At 67.4% G+C, this 22,794-nt stretch carries 19 protein-coding genes; 14 read left to right on the top strand and 5 right to left on the bottom strand.

Annotation, left to right across the window (positions count from 1 at the left end; genetic code table 11):
• Window positions 1-36: 36 nt before the first annotated feature.
• Window positions 37-3,723 (bottom strand): indolepyruvate ferredoxin oxidoreductase family protein, encoded by a 3,687-nt coding sequence (locus WKB25_RS18885; protein WP_340572325.1) that lies wholly within the window; start codon window positions 3,721-3,723, stop codon window positions 37-39.
• Between the two features lie 168 nt (window positions 3,724-3,891).
• Here WKB25_RS18885 and WKB25_RS18880 point away from each other — a divergent pair, with 168 nt between their 5' ends.
• Window positions 3,892-4,527, top strand: coding sequence for a tetratricopeptide repeat protein (locus tag WKB25_RS18880; RefSeq protein WP_340572323.1), 636 nt, complete (start codon window positions 3,892-3,894; stop codon window positions 4,525-4,527).
• Between the two features lie 589 nt (window positions 4,528-5,116).
• Here the strand turns inward: WKB25_RS18880 and WKB25_RS18875 are convergent.
• On the bottom strand, window positions 5,117-6,601 hold the full coding sequence (locus tag WKB25_RS18875) for an AAA family ATPase (protein ID WP_340572321.1): 1,485 nt from the start codon (window positions 6,599-6,601) through the stop codon (window positions 5,117-5,119).
• A gap of 123 nt (window positions 6,602-6,724) precedes the next feature.
• Here WKB25_RS18875 and WKB25_RS18870 point away from each other — a divergent pair, with 123 nt between their 5' ends.
• From WKB25_RS18870 to WKB25_RS18830, 9 genes are all read left to right on the top strand, one after another.
• Window positions 6,725-7,354, top strand: coding sequence for a ParA family protein (locus WKB25_RS18870; protein WP_099819504.1), 630 nt, complete (start codon window positions 6,725-6,727; stop codon window positions 7,352-7,354).
• A gap of 37 nt (window positions 7,355-7,391) precedes the next feature.
• The gene (locus WKB25_RS18865; RefSeq protein WP_032977995.1) at window positions 7,392-7,868 is read left to right on the top strand and encodes a histidine phosphatase family protein; all 477 of its coding nucleotides are present in this window, start codon (window positions 7,392-7,394) and stop codon (window positions 7,866-7,868) included.
• 4 nt (window positions 7,869-7,872) lie between these two features.
• Entirely contained in the window at window positions 7,873-8,490 is a 618-nt protein-coding gene (locus WKB25_RS18860; protein ID WP_089241730.1) for a YceI family protein, read from the top strand.
• Window positions 8,487-10,538 (top strand): phospholipase D family protein, encoded by a 2,052-nt coding sequence (locus WKB25_RS18855; RefSeq protein ID WP_340572317.1) that lies wholly within the window; start codon window positions 8,487-8,489, stop codon window positions 10,536-10,538. The genes WKB25_RS18860 and WKB25_RS18855 overlap by 4 nt, the downstream gene beginning before the upstream one ends.
• 10 nt (window positions 10,539-10,548) lie before the next feature.
• The gene (locus WKB25_RS18850) at window positions 10,549-10,983 is read left to right on the top strand and encodes a hotdog fold thioesterase (RefSeq protein ID WP_108266502.1); all 435 of its coding nucleotides are present in this window, start codon (window positions 10,549-10,551) and stop codon (window positions 10,981-10,983) included.
• A gap of 119 nt (window positions 10,984-11,102) precedes the next feature.
• Window positions 11,103-11,894 carry a lysophospholipid acyltransferase family protein gene (locus WKB25_RS18845; RefSeq protein ID WP_340572315.1) on the top strand — a complete coding sequence of 264 codons (792 nt, stop codon included), beginning with the start codon at window positions 11,103-11,105 and terminating at the stop codon, window positions 11,892-11,894.
• Between the two features lie 7 nt (window positions 11,895-11,901).
• On the top strand, window positions 11,902-12,936 hold the full coding sequence (locus WKB25_RS18840) for an alpha/beta fold hydrolase (RefSeq protein WP_340572358.1): 1,035 nt from the start codon (window positions 11,902-11,904) through the stop codon (window positions 12,934-12,936).
• Between the two features lie 56 nt (window positions 12,937-12,992).
• Window positions 12,993-15,071: a tetratricopeptide repeat protein gene (locus WKB25_RS18835; protein ID WP_340572313.1), complete on the top strand. Its 2,079-nt coding sequence runs from the start codon at window positions 12,993-12,995 to the stop codon at window positions 15,069-15,071.
• A 10-nt stretch (window positions 15,072-15,081) separates the two neighbouring features.
• Window positions 15,082-15,693: a YbhB/YbcL family Raf kinase inhibitor-like protein gene (locus WKB25_RS18830; protein ID WP_340572312.1), complete on the top strand. Its 612-nt coding sequence runs from the start codon at window positions 15,082-15,084 to the stop codon at window positions 15,691-15,693.
• A gap of 110 nt (window positions 15,694-15,803) precedes the next feature.
• Here the strand turns inward: WKB25_RS18830 and WKB25_RS18825 are convergent, their stop codons facing one another.
• The 3 genes from WKB25_RS18825 to WKB25_RS18815 all read right to left on the bottom strand — a co-directional run bounded on the left by WKB25_RS18825 (window position 15,804) and on the right by WKB25_RS18815 (window position 18,080).
• Entirely contained in the window at window positions 15,804-16,265 is a 462-nt protein-coding gene (locus WKB25_RS18825; RefSeq protein WP_340572310.1) for an META domain-containing protein, read from the bottom strand.
• A 119-nt stretch (window positions 16,266-16,384) separates the two neighbouring features.
• Window positions 16,385-17,212 carry an META and DUF4377 domain-containing protein gene (locus WKB25_RS18820; protein WP_340572309.1) on the bottom strand — a complete coding sequence of 276 codons (828 nt, stop codon included), beginning with the start codon at window positions 17,210-17,212 and terminating at the stop codon, window positions 16,385-16,387.
• Window positions 17,213-17,285: 73 nt separating this feature from the next.
• Complete coding sequence (locus WKB25_RS18815; RefSeq protein ID WP_340572308.1) at window positions 17,286-18,080, bottom strand: undecaprenyl-diphosphate phosphatase; 795 nt, start codon at window positions 18,078-18,080, stop codon at window positions 17,286-17,288.
• A gap of 219 nt (window positions 18,081-18,299) precedes the next feature.
• Here WKB25_RS18815 and glnA point away from each other — a divergent pair, with 219 nt between their 5' ends.
• The 4 genes from glnA (at window position 18,300) to WKB25_RS18795 (ending at window position 22,747) form a co-directional block, all read left to right on the top strand.
• Window positions 18,300-19,709, top strand: a complete 1,410-nt coding sequence (gene glnA / locus WKB25_RS18810) for a type I glutamate--ammonia ligase (protein WP_340572306.1) — start codon at window positions 18,300-18,302, stop codon at window positions 19,707-19,709.
• Window positions 19,710-20,031: 322 nt separating this feature from the next.
• Complete coding sequence (locus tag WKB25_RS18805) at window positions 20,032-20,370, top strand: P-II family nitrogen regulator (RefSeq protein WP_004134334.1); 339 nt, start codon at window positions 20,032-20,034, stop codon at window positions 20,368-20,370.
• Window positions 20,371-20,392: 22 nt separating this feature from the next.
• Window positions 20,393-21,823 carry an ammonium transporter gene (gene amt / locus WKB25_RS18800; RefSeq protein WP_340572304.1) on the top strand — a complete coding sequence of 477 codons (1,431 nt, stop codon included), beginning with the start codon at window positions 20,393-20,395 and terminating at the stop codon, window positions 21,821-21,823.
• Between the two features lie 177 nt (window positions 21,824-22,000).
• Entirely contained in the window at window positions 22,001-22,747 is a 747-nt protein-coding gene (locus tag WKB25_RS18795; RefSeq protein WP_340572303.1) for an N-acetylmuramoyl-L-alanine amidase, read from the top strand.
• Window positions 22,748-22,794 lie beyond the last annotated feature (47 nt).

The following is a 22,794-nucleotide window of genomic DNA, read 5'->3' as shown; positions in this document are numbered from 1 at the left end:
ATGCCGGCCAGCGGCCGGCACTACCATCTGCCGCTATTACGCCACCTGCACGATATGCAGCGCCTTCGGGTTACGCCACTGCGCCAGCAGCGCCGCTTCGCGCGCCTTGGCCTTTTCGAAGTGCGCTTCCTTGACGTGACCGAAGCCGCGGATGTGCTCGGGCACGCTGGCAATCTCCACCGCCAGCGCCAGGCGGTCATCGTCCAGGCCATCCAGCAGCACCTGCACGGTCGCTTCGTAATCGGTGATCAGCTGGCGCTCCATGCGGCGCTCTTCCGTGCGGCCGAACACGTCGAAGCGACCGCCACGCAGGAACTTCAGCTTCGCCAGCAGGCCGAACGCCTTGAACATCCACGGGCCGTATTCCTTCTTCAGCAGCCGGCCCTGCTCGTCCTTCTTCGCGAACAGCGGCGGTGCCAGATGGAAGCGCAGCTGGTAATCGCCTTCGAACTGCTGCTGCAGGCGGCGCTGGAAATCGCCGCTGGTGTACAGGCGCGCCACTTCGTACTCGTCCTTGTACGCCATCAGCTTGAACAGGTAGCGGGCCACGGTCTCGGTCAACGCGGTGGAACCACCGATGCGCTCGCCCTCGGTCGCGCGTACACGCTCGACCAGCGTGCGGTAGCGGTTGGCGTAGGCCGCATCCTGGTAGTCGGTCAGGAATGCCGAGCGGCGCTCGATCATCTCGTCCAGCGAGCGCGATAGGCGCGCATCGTCCAGCGGCAGGAAGGCGACATCGCCACCGTGCGTCGGCAGCCCGCGCAGCTCGCGCTCGTCGCCGGTGTTGCGCGGTGCGGCGGTAGCGCCCCATTCGTTGCCTTCCCATTCGCCCGGCGGCAAGGCGTGCAGCGGCCCGGGCGTGTTCTCGGTGTCGGTGTGGCGGTTGCGCACCAGCCCGGCGGCCTGCTGCACGGCCTGCGGATCGACCGCGGCCAGGCGGCCCCAGGCGAAGGCCTGCTGGTTCATCGCCACGGCCGCGCCGTTGAGTTCGATGGCGCGCATCAGCGACTCGAACGACAGCGGCACCAGGCCCTGCTGCCAGGCGTAGCCGAGGATGAACAGGTTGGCGGCGATCGCATCGCCGAGCAGCGCGGTGGCCAACTGGGTCGCGTCCAGCAGCAGCGGCTCCTCGCCACCCAGGGCCACGCGCACGCCGGCGATGATGTCGGCGGCGGGGAACTGCATGTCCGGGCGTGTGGTGAACGTGCCCGGCATCGCTTCGTAGGTATTGAGCACCACCTGCGAACGGCCGGCGCGCACCTTCGACAGCGCCCAGTAATCGTTGACCACCACCATGTCGCAGCCCAGCACCAGGTCGGCTTCACCGGCGGCAATGCGCACGGCGTGGATATCCTCGGGGCGACGGGCGATGCGGATGTGCGTGGTCACCGCGCCACCCTTCTGCGCCAGCCCCGTCTGGTCGAGCACCGAGGCACCCTTGCCTTCAAGATGGCCGGCCATGCCCAGCAGGGCGCCGATGGTCACAACGCCGGTGCCGCCAACGCCGGTGATCAGGATGTTCCAGGGCTGCTCCAGGGTGCCGCGCACCCCCGGTGCCGGCAGGTTGTCCAGCAGGGTGGAGGCATCGCGCTTGCTGCCCTTGCGCGGCTGGCCACCGTGCACGGTGACGAAGCTCGGGCAGAAGCCGTTGACGCAGGAATAGTCCTTGTTGCAGTTGGACTGGTCGATATCGCGCTTGCGCCCGAACTCGGTTTCCTTCGGCAGCACCGACACGCAGAAGCTCTTCTTGCCGCAGTCGCCGCAGCCTTCGCAGACCAGCGAATTGATCATCACCCGCTTGGCCGGATCCTCCAGCTTGCCGCGCTTGCGGCGACGGCGCTTCTCGGTGGCGCAGGTCTGTTCGTAGATCAGGATCGAAACGCCCTTCACGTCACGCAGTCGCTTCTGCACCGCGTCCAGCTCGCTGCGGTCGTGGAACTCCACGTCGCTGGGGAAATGCTCGCGCTGGCGCGTCCACTTGGCGATGTTGTCCGACAGCACCATGATGGTGTGGATGCCCTCGGCACGCATCTGCCTTGCGATGTCCGGCACGCTCAGCGGGCCGTCCACCGGCTGCCCGCCGGTCATCGCCACCGCATCGTTGTAGAGGATCTTGTAGGTGATGTTGACGCCGGCGGCGATCGCCTGGCGGATCGCCAGCGAACCGCTGTGGAAATAGGTGCCGTCGCCCAGGTTCTGGAACACGTGCTGGGTATCGGTGAACGCGGCCTGCCCGGCCCACGTCACGCCTTCGCCACCCATGTGGGTGAAGGTGTCGGTGCTGCGGTCCATCCAGGTCACCATGTAATGGCAACCGATGCCGGCCAGCGCACGCGAGCCTTCCGGCACGGTGGTGGAGGTGTTGTGTGGGCAGCCGGAGCAGTAGTGCGGAACGCGCGGGAAGCTGGCGCGTGGCAACGCAAGCTCGGCTTCCTTTTCCTGCATCCACTGCAGGCGCTGCTCGATGGATTCGTTGTTGAAGAACTTCTGGATGCGGCGACCGATCACGCCGGCGATGGTGGCCGGGGTCAGTTCGCCGGTGGACGGCAGGATCCACTCGCCGGCCTCGTCGTACTTGCCGACGATGGACGGGCGCTGGCCCCAGCTGGCCGGCCAGTTGAAGAACTGCTCCTTCATCTGGCGCTCGATGAAGGCACGCTTCTCCTCCACCACGATGATGTCTTCCAGGCCCTGCGCGAAACGGGCGATGCCTTCCGGCTCCAGCGGCCAGGTCATGCCGACCTTGTACACGCGGATGCCGATGTCGGCGCAGGCCTGCTCGTCCAGGCCCAGGTATTCCAGCGCCTGCAGCACGTCCAGGTAGCTCTTGCCGGTGGTGACGATGCCCAGCCGCGCACGCGGTGCGTCCATCACCACCTTGTCGATGCCGTTGGCACGTGCGAAGGCCTGCGCGGCTTTCACCGCGTAGCGGTGCAGGCGCATCTCCTGGTCCAGCGGCGGATCGGGCCAGCGGATGTTGAGGCCGCCGGCGGGCATGTCGAAGTCTTCCGGCAGCACGATGCGCCGGGCCAGCGGATCGACCTCGACCGAGGCCGACGATTCCACCGTCTCGGCGATCGTCTTGAAACCGACCCAACGCCCGGTGTAACGGCTCATCGCCCAGCCGAGCAGGCCCATGTCGAGGATGTCCTGCACGCCGGCCGGGTTCAGCACCGGCATCATCGCGCTGACGAATTCGTCCTCGCTGCCATGCGGCAACGTCGAGCTGCGGCAGGCGTGGTCATCGGCGGCCAGTGCCAGCACACCACCATGGCGCGAAGTGCCGGCGGCGTTGGCGTGCTTGAACACGTCGCCGCAGCGGTCCACGCCCGGGCCCTTGCCGTACCACATGCCGAACACGCCCTGCACGTTGGCGCCGGGGAACAGGTTGGTCTGCTGGGTGCCCCACACCATGGTCGCGCCCAGGTCCTCGTTGAGGCCCGGGGTGAACTTCACCTTGGCCGCTTCCAGGTGCTTGCGCGCGCGCCACAGCTCCAGGTCGAAGCCGCCCAGCGGGCTGCCGCGATAGCCACTGATGAAACCGGCGCTGTCGATGCCGGTGGCTTCGTCGCGCAGGCGCTGCATCAGCGGCAGCCGCACCAGCGCCTGCACGCCACTCAGGTAGATCCGTCCTTCGTTGCGGGTGTACTTGTGGTCGAGCGTGTAATCACGGTCGAGCAGGTCGGCGGAGGCGGGCGAAGTGAGTTGCGCGGTACTGGTCATGGCTGGCCTGGTCAGGATCGGCTGGCACCGGCCGCGCAGGTACACGCGGCGGGAAAGGCGCGAATTGTAACAGTGGGGGGCGAAGGCCCCGGCACTCGCGCCAAGGCCGTGCTGGGGTTAGGATCGGGGAGAGAGGGAGGGTTGGTGTTTCAACCTGGGGGAATTCGGATGTCAGTTGCAGGACAGTTCCTGGCCGGCGTGTTGCTGGTCTCGGGAGCGGCCTCCGCGTGGGCCGCGCCGGCATTGCCGGCACCGCAGGAGTTCTATTTCGACAGCGACGCCGCTGCCGCGCCGATTACGGTGGTGCAGGGTGAAGGCGAAGATCTGGTGGCACAGCTGCTGAAGCATCGCGAGCGTGGCCGCAAGGGGCTGGAAGCTACGGCGCAGCTGGCGTCGGTGGCCATCGCGCAGGGCCGTGCGGAACTGGGCGACAAGCTTTACCGCGAAGCGCTGGCCGAAGCACCGGTGCAGAGTGTGCTGGGACGCAGCGTACGCTGGAACTATGGCTGGGACCTGTTGCGGCAGGGCCAGGCGCTGGCCGCGCTGGAACAGTGGCAGGCCGCTGCCAGCACCCTGCGCAGCAATCCCGCCTGGGTGCCGCCGAGCTATGCGCTGGCGCTGTGGCGCGCCGGCCAGCAGCAGGAAGCGGTGAAGTGGTATGCCGCCGCCGTACGCACCGAGCCGGGGCAATGGCGCGACAGCAGTCGTTACGCACAGCTGTTGCCGGGCTGGCGCGATGACGAACGCGCGACGCTGGCCGAAGTACAGCAGGCCTGGGCGGCCGCGCCACCGGCCTGGCCCTGAGGGTGGGGGGGCGGCCGGGTTGCACCCGGCACCCGCAGAGGCCGAAGCCGAAGCAACTGCAGAAGCGGGTTTGCTGAGGGGGGGGGCGGGGCGGTGTGGACAGGCAGGACACGCCGTAAACCCATCCTTGGGGGCTCGATGGCGCCATCCATGGCGCCAATGGTCCTGCCTGCCCACACCGCCCCACCTCTGACAGGTTCCCGCTGCTGTTGGTAGGTGTCGACCTTGGTCGACACGTAGATCCACGGCATGCGTGGATGAATCTGCATTGGAATCGAATATTCGATATCTGATCGAAATGCAGCCGAGCGTGGGCTCGGCGCTACAAAAAGCGGCCAGCCAACCGCTTTTGCTTTTGCTCTTCTTCTTTCTTTTCCGTGGCCTTTTCCGTGGCTGATGGCCCCCGGAAACTGTCAGAGGTTGGGCGGGGTGGGTTCGCGGGGGTGTCCGCGGCATGGATGCCGCGGCCAAGCCTCCAGGGACGGATTCACGGCGTCCCCCGCGAATCCACCCCGCCCGACCAAGCGCGGCTTTTGATTCTCGCGGTCAACCAGCAGCCGCGAGGGGTTTCGCCGTTCGCAGGAAACCCTCAGTCGTCCGCGGACACCGTGCGCCCCGACGCCCACTCCCGCAACGCCGCCACCTGCTCGGCCATCAACACCGACAACGGCCGCGTCGCCCGTATCTCGCCCATCAGCAGCTCGGTATCCAGCGGCCGGCCTTCGGCGTGCGCCGAATACAGCCCCGCCACGATCGCCTGCTCGATCTCCGCACCGGAAAACCCGTTGGCCGCTGCTGCCAGTGCCGGCAGCGCGAAGTCGTCGGCATTGAGCTGGCGCCGCCCCAGGTGCAGCCGCAGCAGTTCCACGCGTACATCGGCCGAGGGCAGGTCGACGAAGAAGATCTCGTCGAAGCGGCCCTTGCGCAGCAGCTCGGCCGGCAGCTCGTGCACCTGGTTGGCGGTGGCCACGATGAACACCGGTGCCTTGCGCTCGGCCATCCAGGTCAGCAGGTAGCCGAGCACGCGGCGCGACACGCCGCCATCCTCGGTGCCGGTGGCCAGGCCCTTCTCGATCTCATCCATCCACAGCACGCATGGCGCCAGCTGCTCGGCCGAGGCCAGTGCCTGGCGCAGGTTGGCTTCGGTTTCGCCGTGGTACTTGTTGTACAGCGCGCCCACGTCCAGGCGCAGCAGCGGCACGCCAAAGCCGGCGGCGGTGGCCTTGGCCAGCATCGATTTGCCGCAGCCCTGCACGCCCAGCAGCAGCATGCCCCGTGGCGGGTCCAGCCCGGCCGGTGCCGAGCCGGCGATGAAGGCGACGCGGCGCTGGTTGATCCAGCGCTTCAGCCGGTTGGCCCCGGCCACGTCGCCGAAGCGCGCGCTGTCGTGCTCGAAGAACAGGTGGCCGCTGCGGTTGAGCAGCTCGAACTTCAGCCGCGCCAACTGTGGCAGGTCGTCATCGCGCAGCGCGCCATCGGCATAGATCAGCTGCCGGGCGATGCGTCGCGCATCGACCAGGCTCAGCCCCTGCAGGTTCTTCAGGATCTTCTTGACCGCCTCGCTGTCCACTTCCACCCGGCGCCCGCCGTGCTCGCGTGCATAGGCATCGGCTTCCTCGCGCAGCATCTTCAACAGCGCATTGGCGTCGGGCAGGCGCGGGTTGAAGCGCACCGCCAGCGCTTCCAGTTCGGCCGGCAGCTCCACCTTGGCGCCGATCAGCACCAGCACGTGCGGTTCGCTGTGGCGGCGCTGGATCAGATCGCGCAGCGCACGCTGGTGGCTGGCATAGCCCAGGTAAGGGTGGAAATCGAGCAGCAGGTACACGCCGCGCTGGTCGGCCTGGCGGATCATCTGCAGTGCGGCGCTGGCGTCGGGCGGGCCGACCGGCTCGTCCTCGCGCTCCAGGTCGATGCGGCGCAGGCCCTCGGTGATCGACCAGCGGTGCAGGGCCCGCCAGACATGCATCAGCGTCTGCCGGAACAGCTCGACGATGCGACCCTCATCCTGGGTCTCGACCACGATCAACGGCGTGTTGGCACGGATCAGTGCGCTCAGGTCCTGCAGTTCGCTCATGGCGGTTCGGTCCTTCGGGGGCGCCACGATAGCAAAGGCCGGGGGCGCTGGTTCAGCACGGCTCTACCTTCCGTCACCATCGGCGGTGTACGCTCGGGGCACGTACCCGGAAGCGAGGCTGGCATGAAGACGATCCTGGTGGCCGGTTCCAAAGGCGGGGTGGGCAAGTCCACCATCGCCACCCACCTGGCCGCGTACGCGGCATTGCAAGGCAAGGCCACGGTGATCGCCGATGCCGACCCGCAGGGCTCCAGCACCCGCTGGGCACAGCGCCGCGCCGGGCTGGAAAGCGCGGTGCTGCCGATCGATGTGTACCGCAAGAAGCAATGGGCGCAGAAGCTGCCCGACGGTACCGATACCGTGGTGATCGATGCACCAGCCGGCGCACTGGCCGACGATATCCCGCATTTCCTCGACGCTGCCGATGCCGTGGTGGTGCCGGTGCTGCCCTCGGCACTGGACATCGAAGCCATCGTCGGCTTCCTCAACAGCCTGGCCCAGGTACCCCGCGTGCACAGCCGCAAGCTGCCGGTCGGGCTGGTGCTGAACCGCACCAAGCCCTGGACCCAGACCTCGCAGCAGGCCCTGCAGATGCTGGCTGACTGGCCGTATCCAGTGGTCGCCCAACTGCGCGACAGCCAGAGCTATGTGGTCATGACCGGGCTGGGTCGCAGCCTTTTCGATTACCGCTCCGCCCAGGTACGCGAGCACCAGGCCGACTGGGAACCTCTGTTGTCCTGGCTGAAGCTGTAAGAGCCGTAGGTCTCCATCCCATTATTGGAATCCCGCAATGCGCGAACTGATCCTGCTCCGCCACGCCCACGCCGAACCGGCCACCACCGGCCAGGCCGACCTTGACCGGCCGTTGTCGCCGGTGGGGCTCGCCGAAGCCGAAGCCGCCGGCAAGTGGCTGAAGGAAAACAACCTGCTGCCGGACTGCGTGCTGTGTTCCCCCTCGCGGCGGACCCGCGAAACCCTGGAAGCGGTGATGGCGGCCATCGGTTATGTCGAAAAGCGCCTGGAAGACCGCATCTACGAGGCCACCCCTGGCACCCTGGCGGCACTGGTGGACGAGCGCCGTGACCTGGACCGGGTGCTGATCGTCGGCCACAACCCCGGGCTGGAGCAGCTGGTGGCGCTGATGACCGATGGCACCAGCAGTGATTACCGCGGCATGCCGCCGGGCGGCGTGGCCGTGCTCGGTTTCGCCCGTGAGGCAACGATCGAGCCGGGCGTGGCCAGCCTGAACGCCTTCTGGTGGCCGTGAGCCGATGAGGTTGGCGTTGCCGGGCCGCTGCCTGCTGCCAGTCGTTCTGGCGATCGGTCCGGCCTGGGCCGCTGCACCGCCACCGACCGCGCTGCCGGCGGTCGTGGCCGAGTCGCCGCGTACGCTGCAGCTGGATGTGGTGCGCTCGCAAATCGGTTTCGAAGTCCGCACCCGCTTCGGCCAGCGCATCGAGGGCGTGTTCCCACGTTTCGAGGGGCGCATCGAGGTGCTGTCCGATGGCCGTCACCAGGTCCACCTGAAGATGTTCACCCGCACCGTGGAGATCCCCGGCAAGGAACGCTATACCGGCTGGATGCGCGGTCCCGAGTTCTTCGACGCCGGCCGTTACCCCTTCGTCGAGTTCGACTCGCTGCCGTACTGGCCGGAGACGGTCGCCGACGGTGGCGGCATCGATGGCCGGCTGACCCTGCGCGGGGTCAGCCATCCGGAGACGCTCAAGGTCGAGAAAGCGGAATGTGCCCGACCCGGCTATGATTGCGACGTCGTCAGCCGCGGTACCGTGCAACGAGGCCGGTACGGCATGGACAGCTGGCAGCTTGCCTTGAGTGACCGAGTGACTTTCGTACTGCGTGCACGTCTCAGCGAGGCGTCGAAACCGTGAATCCATTGCTGCGTGTACTGGTGCTGGCAACCGTGTTGCTGGGCAGCGGCTGCGCGTCGCTGTCGCATGCCCAGCGTGATCGCGCCGAGGCGATCGCCGTGCAGGCGCGCTCGACCCAGGTCGATTGCCAGCAGGCCGACCGCTGCGCACTGGACTCGCCCTTGCGGGCCCTGGCCGGCCGGGCGTTCAGCGAATCGACGCCGGAACAGCCGCGGCACTACGCCACCCTGCTGGACGAGGGCGAAGGCGCGCTGGTCGCGCGCCTGAACCTGCTGCGCAGCGCCACCCGTAGCATCGATCTGCAGACCTACATCTTCGACAAGGACGACAGCGCCCGCCTGGTCATCGACGAGCTGCTGGCGGCGTCGCGGCGCGGGGTGAAGGTGCGGCTGCTGATCGACCAGCTTTCGGCGATCTCCGACCTGCAGATCCTCGGCGCACTGGTCGGCGCCCACGAAAACTTCCAGCTGCGGGTCTACAACCCGACCTTCGGCAAGGCTCGGCTGAACTACTTCGACTATGCCGGCAGCGTGCTGTGCTGCTTCCGCCGCTTCAACCAGCGCATGCACAACAAGCTGCTGGTGATCGACGATGCGATCGGCGTGGTCGGTGGGCGCAACTACCAGGACGACTATTACGACTGGGACCGCGAGTACAACTTCCGCGACCGTGACGTGCTGATCGCCGGGCCCGAAGCACGGGCGATGGCCGCCAACTTCGATGCCTTCTGGCGCGCGCAGCGCAGCGTGCCGGCCGAGCGCCTGAACGATGTCGGCCGTACCCTGCTCAAGCAGGGTGTGCCGGTGCTGCCGCCGGCACAGTTCCGCAGGCCCGAGCGGGTGGAGCGGGTCAGCGAAGAAGCCAACGACGTCGCCTTCGTCACCCGTTCGTTCGTGGACACCGCCCTGCCGGTCGCCTCGGTGCGCTATGTGGCCGATCTGCCGCGCAAGCACCGGCGCGAGCGCGCCGACGCGCCGCTGGCCGGGCAACACGTCACCGAGCCGCAGCTGGACGCACTGATCTACAGTGCGCAGCACGAAGTGATCCTGCAGACGCCCTACCTGGTGCTGTCCAAGCCGGCACAGAAGCTGTTCCGCGAGCTGCGCAAGCGCCCACAGCCGCCGCGCGTGGTGGTATCCAGCAACAGCCTGGCCGCCACCGACAACCCGATCGTGTATGCGCTGTCCTACAAGTACAAGCGGCGCAACATGCGCGAGCTGGGCTTCAACATCTTTGAATTCAAGCCGTTCCCGCTGGATGCCCCGGTCGATTACCGCAACCTGCTGCCCGACCCGATCGCGGCGCCGGGCAGCGATACCGGCCGCAATCCGCTGATCGGTGGCAGCGCAGCAGGCAGCAATGCTGGCGGCGGTGGTGATGTGGTGGCTACTGCGGATGTGGACGACCCGCCGGCGAGGGTGATCCATCCGCGTACCGGCAGCGCCTATGAGAACGGTCGTGCGCGCCGGCGTGCCGCCGGCAGCGAAGTCGAGACCCGCCTGCTGCGGACCGAAACGCGCCCGTCGTTCCTGGGCAGCAAGGCGGTCAACAAACCACTGCCGGTTACCCGCAAGGGCGCGCGCATGGGGCTGCATGCCAAGTCGCTGGTGGTCGACCGTCGCATCGGCGTGGTCGGTACCCACAACTTCGATCCGCGCAGCGAGAACTACAACACCGAAGGCGCGGTGATCATCGACGATCCGGCCTTCGCCGAGCAGCTGGCGCAGAGCATCCTGCGCGACACCCATCCGCAGAACTCCTGGACGGTGGCTCCGCGCGCCAAGCCGCCGGTCCTGTCCGGCCTGAACTACAGCGTCGGCAAGGCCTCCGAGGCGCTGCCGATCCTTGACTTCTGGCCATGGCGCTACGCCACCGACTACGAGTTCAAGCCGGGCCCGGAGTGTCCGCAGCCACTGCCGCGGCAGAGCGCTGATTTCCACCGGTGCTATGTCGCGGTGGGTGACTTCCCCGAGGTCAATGTCGGGCCGAAGTGGCTGCTGGTACGCATGCTGACCGCATTCGGCGCCGGCCTCGTTCCCATCCTCTGAAGGTAGCCGCATGACCCAGGTATTCCGCGAAGCCGTTTCCATCGAGCAGCTCAACGCACTCAGCCATAACACCGCCATCAGCACCCTGGGCATCGTCTTCAGTGCCGCTGGCGAAGACTGGCTGCAGGCAACCATGCCGGTGGACGAGCGCACCCGCCAGCCGTACGGCATCCTGCACGGCGGCGCCTCGGTGGTGCTGGCTGAAACCCTGGGCAGCAGCGCCGGCAACCTCTGCGTGGATACCGCCAAGCAGATCTGCGTGGGCCTGGAGATCAACGCCAACCACGTACGCGCCGTGCGTTCGGGGACGGTCACCGGTACCGCGCGCGCGGTGCACGTGGGCCGCAGCACCCAGTTGTGGGAAATCCGCATCGAGGACGAGCAGGGCCGGCTGGTCTGCATCTCGCGGCTGACCCTGGCCGTGGTGGCGGCCGGCCACGGTTGAGCCTTGGCGGCAGCAGTGACGGCGGCGGAACCCAGCGTTCCCTGCCGATGGCCGCCGTCAATGAGACTTATGGCCGAATTCGGCTGGCAGCGATGGCAGCCCTCCGGTATCGTGCGTGGATGACTTCCCCCACTCCGGCCCCCCGCGGCGGCGTGGCGCGTGTGTGCCGTTACCTGTACCGCGTACCGCTGCTGTTGGTCCACATCTCCGTGTTCCTGCCGCTGATCCTGATCGGCATGCTTCCGCCATGGGGCGAGCTGCGCGTGGGCGACGATACCTTCGGCGCCAAGGTGGTGAACTGGTGGCAGGGCGGGCTGATGTGGATCTTCGGCTTCCGCCTGTCGCGTGTCGGCCAGCCGCTGCCGGGTGCGGTGCTGTTCGTTGCCAACCATGTCAGCTGGGTCGATATCTCCATCCTGCACAGCCAGCGCATGATGGGCTTTGTCGCCAAGCGCGAGATCGCCAGCTGGCCGGTGGTTGGTTGGCTTGCCGCGCGCGGCCAGACCATTTTCCACCAGCGTGGCAACACCGAATCACTCGGTGGGGTGATGCAGGTGATGGCCGACCGCCTGCGCGCCGGCAAGGCCGTGGGCGTATTCCCGGAAGGGCGTACCCGCGGCGGCCACGACGTTGGCCCGTTCCATGCACGCATCTTCCAGGCGGCAGTCGAAACCAGCGTGCCGGTGCAGCCGGTGGCGCTGGTCTATGGCGTGCGCGGGGATGCACAGACCATCGTGGCCTTCGGCCCGGGCGAGAGTTTCTTCGCCAATTTCCTGCGCCTGCTCGGTGAGCCGGCGCGGCATACCGAAGTGCATTTCCTGGAGCCGATCGGCACCCAGGACCTGGAAGGCCGTCGGCGCATCGCGGAAACCTCGCGCGCGCGCATCGTGGCAGCCATGAGCGGGGATTGAGGCGATGGTGGCCGTTTTTCCGCCACCGACCCTCGACGCTGATGCGCCGATGCTCACCGCGTCCGACTATCAGCCGCCGCGCTGGCTGCGCAATCCGCACCTGCAGTCGATGCTCAGCTCCAGCCGCATGCGCCTGCAGCGCGGCCTGCTGCTGCTGGCCGCCACCGGCGCGGTCAGCGAGGAGCTGATCCTCGATGGTGGCGAAGGTGTGCGGCTGCAGGGCTGGCACAGCCATGTCGAAGGGCGCGAACCGCGCGGCATCGCCCTGTTGCTGCACGGCTGGGAAGGCAGCGCCGAATCGAGCTACATGCGCATGGCCGCTGCCCGCATGCTGGAGCAGGGGTTCGACGTGGTTCGGCTGAACTTCCGCGACCATGGCAATACCCATCACCTCAATCCCGGCATCTTCCACTCCAACCTCATCGACGAAGTGGTGCATGCCGCGGGCGATGTCGCCCAGCGCTGGCCCGATCTGCCGATGGTTGCGGCCGGCTATTCGCTGGGCGGCAACTTCGTGCTGCGGCTGGCCCTGCGCGCGCCGGCCGCCGGTGTGCCGCTGCAGCACGTAGCGGCCGTCTGCCCGGTGCTCGACCCCGGGCTGACCATGGAGAACATCGAGAACGGCCCGGCGATGTACGACTGGTATTTCCGCCGCAAGTGGGCCGGCTCGCTGCGTCGCAAGCGCGATCTGTTCCCCGAACTGAGCGACTGCGACGACCGCGTGCTGAACATGGACATCCGTTCGCTGACCGCCTGGCTGGTCGAGCGGCACACCACGTTCGGTTCATTGCAGGCCTATTTCGATGGCTACTCCATCGCCGGCAACCGCTTGTCCACGCTGCAGGTGCCCGCTGACATCCTGATGGCGCAGGACGATCCGGTGATCCCCTACGCGACCTTCCGCGATTGGCAGCTGCCGCAGCAGGCGCGGCTGGAAACCGCCTGCTGGGGCGGCCACTGTGGCTTCCTGGAAAACTGGCGCGGCGATGGGTTCTCCGAACGCTGGGTCGCACAGCGCCTGCGGCGGGTCCTGCCGGGCTGAACCGGCACCGGCGCGCGGCCCGCTACAATGCGGGTTTGACCTTGAACCGGACGGCCATGCAAGACCAGATCCTCCAAGCGTTGCGCCAGAACGATGCCGGCCAGGCCGTGCAACTGGCCCAGGCGTGGACCCGTGACGAACCCGGCAAGGCCGGGGCCCACCGCTGGCTGGCGCTTGCGCTGCAGCAGCAGGGCCAGGCCGAGGCCGCGATGGAGGCGTTGCAGCAGGCGCTGCAGCTGGCTCCCGATGATGCGCAGCTGCACCTGCAGCACGCCGGCCTGCTGCTGGCACTGCGCCAGTTCGACGGCGCCGACGAAGCCCTGCTGCGCACCACCGGGCTGGACCCCAACGCCTTCCCCGCCTACCTGATGCAGGCGCACCTGGCGGTGGGCCGCAACGATTTCGACGAGGCCCAGCGACTGTCGACCCTGGCATCGCGGCTGGAGCCGGACCATCCGGAACTGCTGACCATCGATGGCATGGTCGCGCTGCGTCGTGGCGACGCGGACCGCGCGCTGGCCCTGCTGTCGGCGGCCAGCCAGGCGCTGCCGGACGATACCCGCGTGCTGTACGCACTGGGCTTTGCCTATCTGGGCAAGGACATGCTGGCGTTCGCCGAGCAGGCGTTCCGTCGCGTACTCGCGTTGAACCCGAAGATGTCTTCGCTGCACGGCATGGTGGTGCAGCTGGCATTGCGCCAGGGCAACGTGGAGGCCGCCGCCGAGGCAATGCAGCAGGCGCTGCAGCAGCCGGAGCTGGACGTGCCGCCGATGCGCCGCCTGGCCGGCGAACTGGCACTGCGCAGTGGCCAGCCGCTGCAGGCGCTGGAGCACCTGCTGCCGCTGCTGGAATCGCTGCAGGGTGAGCGCCAGGTGCTGCAGCTGCTGCTGATGTCCTGGCAGCGCCTGGGCCGCGAAGATGAAGCCCGTGCACGCCTGGATGACGCACTGGAAAGCAATGACCAGCTGCATGACCTGTGGCTGGCGCGGCTGGCCGTGGAAGATGTCGGCAGTGCCGGCGCCGTGGCCGCCGTGGAGCGCTGGATGGCAGCGATGCCCGGCCACCTGCCGGCGCTGGAAGCGCGCATGCGCCTGCATGACATGGCCGGCGAGCACGAGCAGGGCGAAGCCATCGCCGAGCGCATCACCACCCTGGAACCGGGCCGCGTCAGCGGTGAGAGCCGCCGTGTCGAGGGTCTGCTGCAGCGTGACCCGGCCGCCGCCGTGGAGCGCGTGCAGGCCTTGATCGCACAGGCACCGGAGGGACACCGCGCCGACCTGCGCACCTGGCTGGGCGAGATCCAGGATCGCGCCGGGCAGCCGGAAGAAGCGCTGCGTACGTGGATGGCGCTGCAGACCGACCAGGCCTCGCAGCGGCTGCCGCTGCCGCCGCAGGCCAAGGCACCGCCGAGCTGGCCGGAGATGGCCAGCATCGACGAAGCGACGCGCGACAGTGGCTCGGCACCGATCTTCCTGTGGGGCGCCCCGGGTTCGGGCGTGGAGCGGGTGGCAACCGGCCTGGCCGCTGCCAGCCCGGTACTGCGCAGCGATCGTTACACCGCCAATCCACCCGACGATGCCTTCCAGAACTACAACACGCTGCAGGACCTGGCGTCGGGCGTGCTGAGCCCGGAACGCCTGGTCGAGCGCTGGCGCGAACACCTGCCGGCGCGCGGCCTGGAAAGTGACACCGTGATCGACTGGCTGCTGTGGTGGGACAACGCGCTGTTGTGGGCATTGCGCCCGCAGCTGCCGCAGGGTCGCCTGCTGCTGGTGCTGCGCGACCCGCGCGACATGCTGCTGGACTGGATCGCCTATGGCGCCGCTGCACCGCTGGCGATGACCTCGATGGCCGAAGCCAGCCAGTGGCTGGTGCGTTCGCTGACCCAGATCGCCGCGCTGCACGAGGAGGACCTGTATCCGCACGTGCTGCTGCGCATCGACGACATCGGCAACGATGCACATGCGATGGCTGACCTGCTGGGCCGCGTGTTCGGACGTCCGATGCCGCCGGCTGCACAGCTGGGTGCACCGCGTCTGCCCGCCGGCCACTGGCGCCGGTATCGCGACGTGATGGGCGCCGCCTTCGCCCAGCTCACCCCGGTCGCGGTGCGATTGGGTTACCCGGAAGAGTGAGGAGCATCAGATGCAACTGAGCAGTCACAGCCTGGTCAACGGTGCGCCGATCGACCGTGAGTTCGCCGCTGGCGATGCCAACGGCTTCGCCCCCGACCGCAACCCGCACCTGGCCTGGAGCGGCGCGCCCGACGGCACCCGTTCGTTCCTGCTGGTGTGCGTGGACCCGGACGTACCGACGGTGCCGGAGACGGTCGGCCGCGATGACATGCGCGTGCCGCGCGATCAGCCGCGCTGCGATTTCGTGCACTGGGTGATGGCCGACATCCCGGCCTCGGTGCAGGAGATCGCCGCGGGCAGCTGCAGCGACGGCTTTGTGGTGAAGGGCAAGACCGCGCCGGCCGGCCCGGCCGGCAGCCGCCAGGGTCTGAACGATTTCACCGGCTGGTTCGCCGACAATCCGGATATGGCCGGTGACTACCTGGGCTACGACGGCCCGTACCCGCCGTTCAACGACGAGCGCGTGCACCGCTACTTCTTCCGTGTGTTCGCGCTGGACGTGGCCGCGCTGCAGCTGCCGGAGCGCTTCACCGCCGCCGATGCATACCGTGCGATGCACGGCCACGTACTGGCCGAAGCGGCGCTACACGGCACCTACACGTTGAACCCGGCATTGGCCTGAGGCCAGGCTTCAGGTAGTGCCGGCCGCTGGCCGGCATCCGCTGTACGTGGCAGCCGGCCAGCGGCCGGCTTTACCCGTCAACGAGGAAGGGCGGCCCAAGGCCGCCCTTTTCATTTCGCCGGCAGCGGCGCGGGGTTGAATATCGCCGTGTCGCCCTGCTTGTTGCGCAGGATCAGGCTGCCGTTGTCGTCCAGTGCGAGCGTCGGAGCCGGTCGGCCATTGACCAGCACGCTGGCACGCCGTTGCTGCTCGACAACCTCGGCAGGTATGCAGCCGGCTGTGGTAACGACGCCGTTCTCCAGCATCAGCCGGTCGCCCTGCAGCTGATACTGGCTGCTTGCGTAGTTGCACAGGTTCAACTCGCTCATGTAGCCGGGTTGGAAGCGCAGGGTGTACGGCTCACGGCCCTTGACGAACAACGCGTCGATGCGCTTGCCCTGCGCGTCGGTGGCGCGTGCGAGCTGCCACAGATGGGCTTCAAGCTGCTCGGTGGTGGGTGTGCTGGCGGCGTATGCACTGCTGCCACTACCGATGGTCAGCAACGCCAGTGCGAGCATGTACGTCCGTTTCATGCCGATCTCCCTGATGCATGTGGGTGGTGCCGGCCGCTGGTCGGCATGTTCCGTATGTCGCCGGAGCGGTGTGCAGCAGCAACGAAGAAGGGCGACCTCGCGGCCGCCCTCCTGTTTTCTTACTTCTTCTCGATGGCCGACTCGACCACCATGTCCAGCACGTACGCCTGCGACGGCGCATCGGCCGGCGGGTTCTTCACTTCGTAGCGCTTCACGCGCACCACGTTGCGCACGCCGTCTTCGTGGGTGTAGCCCTCGATGTTGCCGTAGAAGTTCTCGAATTTGCCCGGTTCGCCCTGCTTCAGGCCCTTGTCGTCGAACTTGACCTCACGCACCTGCAGGCACTGGTAATCCGGGATCAGAGGGTGCGAGCACTTCTCGGTTTTCGCCGCCACTTCCAGGAACACGGTTTCGCCGGCGCCGCCGTAGCGGGTTTCAGCGGTCGGTTCCGGGTTGAACACCAGCACGTCGCCCTTGGCGGTGGTCAGGGTCAGCACGCCGTTGTCGTCCTGTTCGGCCTTCAGTTCGCCCTGCAGGCGGCTGGAGACGGCTTCGTCCAGCGCCATCAGCGCCTTGTCGGTGCAGGCCATCAGGGTCGAGGCCATGGCGCTGACGCTCAGCTTGCCGTCGGCCAGGGTGTAGCCGCCGCCCATGCGGTTGCAGGTGTTGCTGACCGACAGGCGGCCATCAGCGAAGTCCAGGGTGACCGGCTTGTCTTCGCGGGCGAACAGCGCATCGATGCGCTTGCCATCGGCCGCGGTGGCCTGCTGAAGCAGCCAGTGCTGGCTCTGCAGGCGCTGCGCATCCAGGTGTGCCAGCGCCTTCTGGTCGCCGGCCTTGGCCGCAGCCGGGGCCAGATCGTCACCACCGGTACCGGCCGGGGCGGGGGTCTGGCTGCAGGCGGCCAGAAGGGCCAGCGGGAGGAGCAGGGTGAGCTTGCGGTTCATGGTGATTCTCCTTGGGGAACCGAGGGGGAAACGGACCGGGGCCGGCAACGGGGTTACCGTGCCCCGGCGCTGTTCAGCTGCCGGAGGGCAACCACAGCAGCAGCGCAGCGCCCAGGGCGATGCGGTAAAGGGCGAAGGCCGTGAAGCGGTGCGACTTGATGTAGCCCATCAACCACTTCACTACGACGAAGCCGGTGATGGCTGCGGCAAGGAAGGCCACGCCGACGTCGGTCCAGTTCTCGCTGCCGAGGTTTCCTTCCTTGGCCAGTTCCAGGAAGGTGTAGGCGCTGGCGGCGAACATGGTGGGAATGCCGACCAGGAACACGAACTCGGCGGCGGCCGCGCGGCGGCTCAGGCCCAGCAGCATGGCCAGGAAGATCGCCGACGCCGAGCGCGAGGTGCCGGGGAACACGCCGGCCAGCACCTGCGCCAGGCCAACACCGATGGCCACCGTCCAGGTCACCTGGTCGCGATCGGGCAGGCGCGCGGTGTAGGCCTCCACCAGCAGCATCCAGATGCCGCCGATGATCAGCGCCCAGGCCACCGGGCTGACGGTTTCCGGCAGTGACCAGCCGGCCTTGCGCACCACCAGGCCGACCACGGCGGTCACCAGGAAGGCCGCGCCGAGCTTGAACACGTACTCGCGGTTCTCGCGCTGGCCGAAGCCGGTGGCCAGCTGCAGCAGGCGCTGGCGGAACACCAGCACCACCGCCAGGATCGCACCGGCCTGGATGATGATGTTGAAGAAATCCGATCGCGCGCCCAGCCAGTGCTGGGCGATCAGCAGGTGGCCGGTGCTGGAGATCGGCAGGAATTCGGTCAAGCCTTCGAGGATGCCCAGCAGCAGGGCGGAGAGCAGATCGGACATGGACGGTGCGGGCGCGGGCGGCGGAAGAAGCTCGAAAGAATAGACGATCCATGCCGCACCAAACGGGTGCGTCCGGTCATCGGCGCACCCGTTTGGTGCGCATGGTTCTGCACCGCGCTGGGGCAGGTGCTTTGAAATCAACGACTTGTGAAGGGCGAAAAGTTGGCACGGTCATTGCTGTACCTCAGCAGGCATTCATTCCCATCCGAGGTCGTACCGATGTCCGTGGAAACCGTAGAGAAGCTGATCAAGGACAACCAGATCGAGTTCGTCGATCTGCGCTTCGTCGACATGCGTGGTGTCGAACAGCATGTGACCTTCCCGGTCAGCATCGTCGAGCCGTCGCTGTTTGAAGAAGGCAAGATGTTCGATGGCAGCTCGATCGCCGGCTGGAAGGGCATCAACGAGTCGGACATGGTGCTGCTGCCCGATACCGCCAGCGCCTACGTCGACCCGTTCTACGCCGATCCGACCATCGTGATCAGCTGCGACATCCTCGATCCGGCCACCATGCAGCCGTATGGCCGTTGCCCGCGCGGCATCGCCAAGCGCGCCGAGTCGTACCTGAAGTCCTCGGGCATCGCCGAAACCGCGTTCTTCGGCCCGGAGCCGGAGTTCTTCATCTTCGATTCGGTCCGTTTCGCCAATGAAATGGGCAACACCTTCTTCAAGGTCGATTCGGAAGAAGCCGCCTGGAACAGTGGCGCCAAGTACGACGGCGCCAACAGCGGCTACCGTCCGGGCGTGAAGGGGGGGTATTTCCCCGTTCCGCCGACCGACACCCTGCACGACCTGCGTGCGGAGATGTGCAAGACCCTCGAGCAGGTCGGCATCGAAGTGGAAGTGCAGCACCACGAAGTGGCCACCGCCGGCCAGTGCGAGATCGGCACCAAGTTCAGCACCCTGGTGCAGAAGGCCGACGAACTGCTGCGGATGAAGTACGTCATCAAGAATGTGGCGCACCGCAACGGCAAGACCGTCACCTTCATGCCCAAGCCGATCGTTGGCGACAACGGCAGCGGCATGCACGTGCACCAGTCGCTGTCCAAGGGCGGCACCAACCTGTTCTCCGGCGACGGCTACGGCGGCCTGAGCCAGCTGGCGCTGTGGTACATCGGCGGCATCTTCAAGCACGCCAAGGCGATCAACGCCTTCGCCAACTCGGGCACCAACAGCTACAAGCGCCTGGTGCCGGGCTTCGAAGCCCCGGTGATGCTGGCCTACTCGGCGCGCAACCGTTCGGCCTCGTGCCGCATTCCGTGGGTGTCCAACCCGAAGGCGCGCCGCATTGAAATGCGCTTCCCCGATCCGATCCAGTCCGGCTACCTGACCTTCACCGCGCTGATGATGGCTGGCCTGGACGGCATCAAGAACCAGATCGACCCGGGCGCACCGAGCGACAAGGATCTGTACGACCTGCCGCCGGAAGAAGAGAAGCTGATCCCGCAGGTCTGCTCCTCGCTGGACCAGGCCCTGGAAGCGCTGGACAAGGACCGCGAGTTCCTCAAGGCCGGTGGCGTGATGAGCGACGACTTCATCGATGGCTACATCGCGCTGAAGATGCAGGAAGTGACCAAGTTCCGCGCGGCGACCCACCCGCTGGAATACCAGCTGTACTACGCCAGTTGACCGGCAGGCGATGGCGGTGGGTACCCCCTCCCACCCACCGCCATCGCCTCCGTTTTTGCGGCTGGGGAGCCGCGGTCAGATCGGGGTCGGATCACTTTCGTCCACGAAAGGGCTCTGACCCCAACCCAGGGGCAAGAGAGAGACCGGACACGCGACATGGGCCGCCCTCCCTCCCGCGTCGGCCGTGCAAGGAGAGAGGCACGGCTGTCCCGGCCCGGTTCGTGTCCGGTGCAACAGCCACGGCCATCACCACGATGGCCCGTGGTTGCCTGATGCCATCGCGCGTTGGCGCGCTGGCCCCATCCACCATCGGGACATGCGCATGAAACTGATCTCCGCCATCATCCGACCGTTCAAGCTCGACGAGGTCCGCGAGGCCCTGTCCGATGCCGGCGTGTCGGGCATCACCGTGACCGAAGTGAAAGGCTTCGGCCGCCAGAAGGGCCACACCGAGCTGTATCGCGGTGCCGAGTATGTCGTCGACTTCCTGCCCAAGATCAAGATCGAAACCGTCGTCACCGACGAGCGTGCCGACGCTGTGATCGAAGCGATCCAGTCGTCTGCAGGCACCGGCAAGATCGGTGACGGCAAGATCTTCGTGACCGCTGTCGAGCAGGTCATCCGCATCCGCACCGGCGAAATCGGCGCCGACGCGCTGTAAGCCCCCTTCCGGAGACTCCCCCATGAAGATGCGCCTTCTCACCGGGTGGCAAGCCCGGTTCCATCTGGTGTGCCTGCTGATGCTGCTCAGCGCGCTGGCCGCCGGTATCTGGCCAGGCAATGCACATGCCCAGGCCCAGGTCACGCCGCTGCAGAGCGAGGCCGTGGCCGTCGAGCCCCTGCAGGACCCGGCCGGCGCTGCGCCGGCTGCTGCCGAAGCGGTGGCTGCGCCCGCCTATGACCATGGCGACGTCGCCTGGATGCTCACCTCCACCCTGCTGGTGCTGCTGATGGTGGTGCCGGGCCTGGCCCTGTTCTACGGCGGCCTGGTGCGCTCGAAGAACGTGCTGTCGGTACTCAGCCAGATCCTGGTGGTGTTCTCGCTGGTGCTGCTGTTGTGGGTGGCCTATGGCTACAGCGCCGTATTCAGCGCCGGCAATCCGTTCTTCGGCTCGTTCACCGAATTCGCCTTCCTCAAGGGCTTTACCCCGGAGTCGGTGGGCAACACGCCGATCAAGGGACTGCCGGATTACCTGTTCGTCGCCTTCCAGTCGACCTTCGCCGGCATCACCACCGCGCTGATCGTCGGTGCCTTCGCCGAGCGCATCAAGTTCCGCGCAGTGCTGCTGTTCTCGGCGCTGTGGTTCACCCTCAGCTACATCCCGATGGCGCACATCGTCTGGGGTGGTGGTTACCTGGGTGAAATGGGTGCGATCGATTTCGCTGGTGGCACCGTGGTGCACATCAACGCCGGTGTGGCCGGTCTGGTGGCTGCATGGTTCGTCGGCAAGCGCCTGGGCTACGGGCAGACCGCGTTGAAGCCGCACAACGTGCCGTTCACCTATATCGGCGCGATGCTGCTGTGGGTCGGCTGGTTCGGCTTCAATGCCGGTTCGGCCGCTGCCGCCGACACCGTCGCCTCGCTGGCCTTCCTCAACACCGTGCTGGCCACGGCCGCAGCGGTGCTGGGCTGGACGCTGGTGGAGGCCATCAGCAAGGGCAAACCGTCGGCGCTGGGCGCGGCCTCGGGTGCGGTGGCCGGCCTGGTCGGTATCACCCCGGCGTGCGGTACTGTCGGCCCGCTCGGCGCGATCGTCATCGGCCTGGTTGCCGGCGTGGTCTGCGTGTGGGGCGTGACCGGCCTCAAGCGTCTGCTGAAGGTGGACGACACCGCTGACGTGTTCGGTGTGCATGGCGTGGGCGGCATCGTCGGCGCGATCCTCACCGGTGTGTTCAGCGCGCAGTCGCTGGGCGGCACCAAGGCCGATCTGGATATCGGCCACCAGGTGTGGGTGCAGGTGGTCAGCGTCGGCCTCACCGTGGTCTGGTCGGCGGTGGTGACCGCGGCCATCCTGCTGCTGGTCAAGGTGGTGGTGGGCCTGCGGGTGACCGAGGAGGCCGAGCGTACCGGCCTGGATGTGACCTCGCATGGTGAATCGGCCTACGAGGCCTGATGCATGACAGGCGGCCCCCCCAAGGGGCCGCCATGTCATCTACATGGTGGGTGCCGACCGTTGGTCGGCACTGCTCCCGCTCTGGTAGGTGCCAAGCTTGCTTGGCACATCGGGTGGCCCAGCCACGCATGGCGTGGCTCTACTGCATCGTCCAGGCTTATCACGCACAATCGGGGCATGCACCCGATCCGCACCTCCCTGATGCTCTCGGCCTGCCTGCTGCTGGCCGCCTGCGCGTCCACGCCGCAGGAGATCCGCAACCCGCTTGCCACCTGGGTGCCGTCGCCGAACCAGAACGCGCGCACGCCGGTCATCATCGTCATCCACCACACCGAACAGAAATCGGTGCAGCAGAGCCTGCACACGCTGCGTACCGCCAACAGCGGCGGGCGGGTCAGTGCGCACTACCTGATCGGCGCCGATGGCCATCGCTACCAGCTGGTGGCCGATGAGCGCCGCGCCTGGCACGCCGGTTCCGGGCGCTGGGGCACCATCACCGACCTCAACTCCGCGTCCATCGGCATCGAGCTGGACAATGACGGCCGTACGCCCTTCAGCCCCGCGCAGATCGAATCGCTGATCGTGCTGCTGCGCGACCTCACTGAGCGGCTGAACATCCCGCCGCGGCAGGTGATCGGCCACGCCGACCTGGCGCCGACGCGCAAGGAAGATCCCAGTCGCTTCTTCCCGTGGCAACAGTTGGCCGAAGCAGGTTTCGGCGTATGGCCGCGCGCGGCCGATGGGGCTGCGCCGGAAGGCTTCGATGCATGGGCCGCGCTGGCGCGCTTCGGTTATCCGCTCGACAACCGCGAGGCCGCCGCCGCCGCGTTCCACCGCCGATTCCGTGGCAGCGACGCCCTGCCGAAAACACTCGACGCCGAAGACGCCCGCATCCTGCATTCGCTGTTGCTGCAGACGCCATGACCGGGCCGTCGGCTGAACGTGGACAGGACGCGTGGTTGCCGGCCAGC

The organism is Stenotrophomonas sp. G106K1 (genome assembly GCF_037969685.1).
GTDB lineage: Bacteria > Pseudomonadota > Gammaproteobacteria > Xanthomonadales > Xanthomonadaceae > Stenotrophomonas > Stenotrophomonas lactitubi.
Note: the sequence above shows the minus strand (reverse complement) of the source record. Positions and strands in the feature narration are given on the sequence as shown.

Bases quoted from the DNA above. Each gene is read 5' to 3' on its own strand.
- WKB25_RS18885 (WP_340572325.1), bottom strand. From the start codon at position 3,723: ATGACCAGTACCGCGCAACTCACTTCGCCCGCCTCCGCCGACCTGCTC.
- WKB25_RS18880 (WP_340572323.1), top strand. From the start codon at position 3,892: ATGTCAGTTGCAGGACAGTTCCTGGCCGGCGTGTTGCTGGTCTCGGGA.
- WKB25_RS18875 (WP_340572321.1), bottom strand. From the start codon at position 6,601: ATGAGCGAACTGCAGGACCTGAGCGCACTGATCCGTGCCAACACGCCG.
- WKB25_RS18870 (WP_099819504.1), top strand. From the start codon at position 6,725: ATGAAGACGATCCTGGTGGCCGGTTCCAAAGGCGGGGTGGGCAAGTCC.
- WKB25_RS18865 (WP_032977995.1), top strand. From the start codon at position 7,392: ATGCGCGAACTGATCCTGCTCCGCCACGCCCACGCCGAACCGGCCACC.
- WKB25_RS18860 (WP_089241730.1), top strand. From the start codon at position 7,873: ATGAGGTTGGCGTTGCCGGGCCGCTGCCTGCTGCCAGTCGTTCTGGCG.
- WKB25_RS18850 (WP_108266502.1), top strand. From the start codon at position 10,549: ATGACCCAGGTATTCCGCGAAGCCGTTTCCATCGAGCAGCTCAACGCA.
- WKB25_RS18845 (WP_340572315.1), top strand. From the start codon at position 11,103: ATGACTTCCCCCACTCCGGCCCCCCGCGGCGGCGTGGCGCGTGTGTGC.
- WKB25_RS18835 (WP_340572313.1), top strand. From the start codon at position 12,993: ATGCAAGACCAGATCCTCCAAGCGTTGCGCCAGAACGATGCCGGCCAG.
- WKB25_RS18830 (WP_340572312.1), top strand. From the start codon at position 15,082: ATGCAACTGAGCAGTCACAGCCTGGTCAACGGTGCGCCGATCGACCGT.
- WKB25_RS18825 (WP_340572310.1), bottom strand. From the start codon at position 16,265: ATGAAACGGACGTACATGCTCGCACTGGCGTTGCTGACCATCGGTAGT.
- WKB25_RS18820 (WP_340572309.1), bottom strand. From the start codon at position 17,212: ATGAACCGCAAGCTCACCCTGCTCCTCCCGCTGGCCCTTCTGGCCGCC.
- WKB25_RS18815 (WP_340572308.1), bottom strand. From the start codon at position 18,080: ATGTCCGATCTGCTCTCCGCCCTGCTGCTGGGCATCCTCGAAGGCTTG.
- glnA (WP_340572306.1), top strand. From the start codon at position 18,300: ATGTCCGTGGAAACCGTAGAGAAGCTGATCAAGGACAACCAGATCGAG.
- WKB25_RS18805 (WP_004134334.1), top strand. From the start codon at position 20,032: ATGAAACTGATCTCCGCCATCATCCGACCGTTCAAGCTCGACGAGGTC.
- amt (WP_340572304.1), top strand. From the start codon at position 20,393: ATGAAGATGCGCCTTCTCACCGGGTGGCAAGCCCGGTTCCATCTGGTG.
- WKB25_RS18795 (WP_340572303.1), top strand. From the start codon at position 22,001: ATGCACCCGATCCGCACCTCCCTGATGCTCTCGGCCTGCCTGCTGCTG.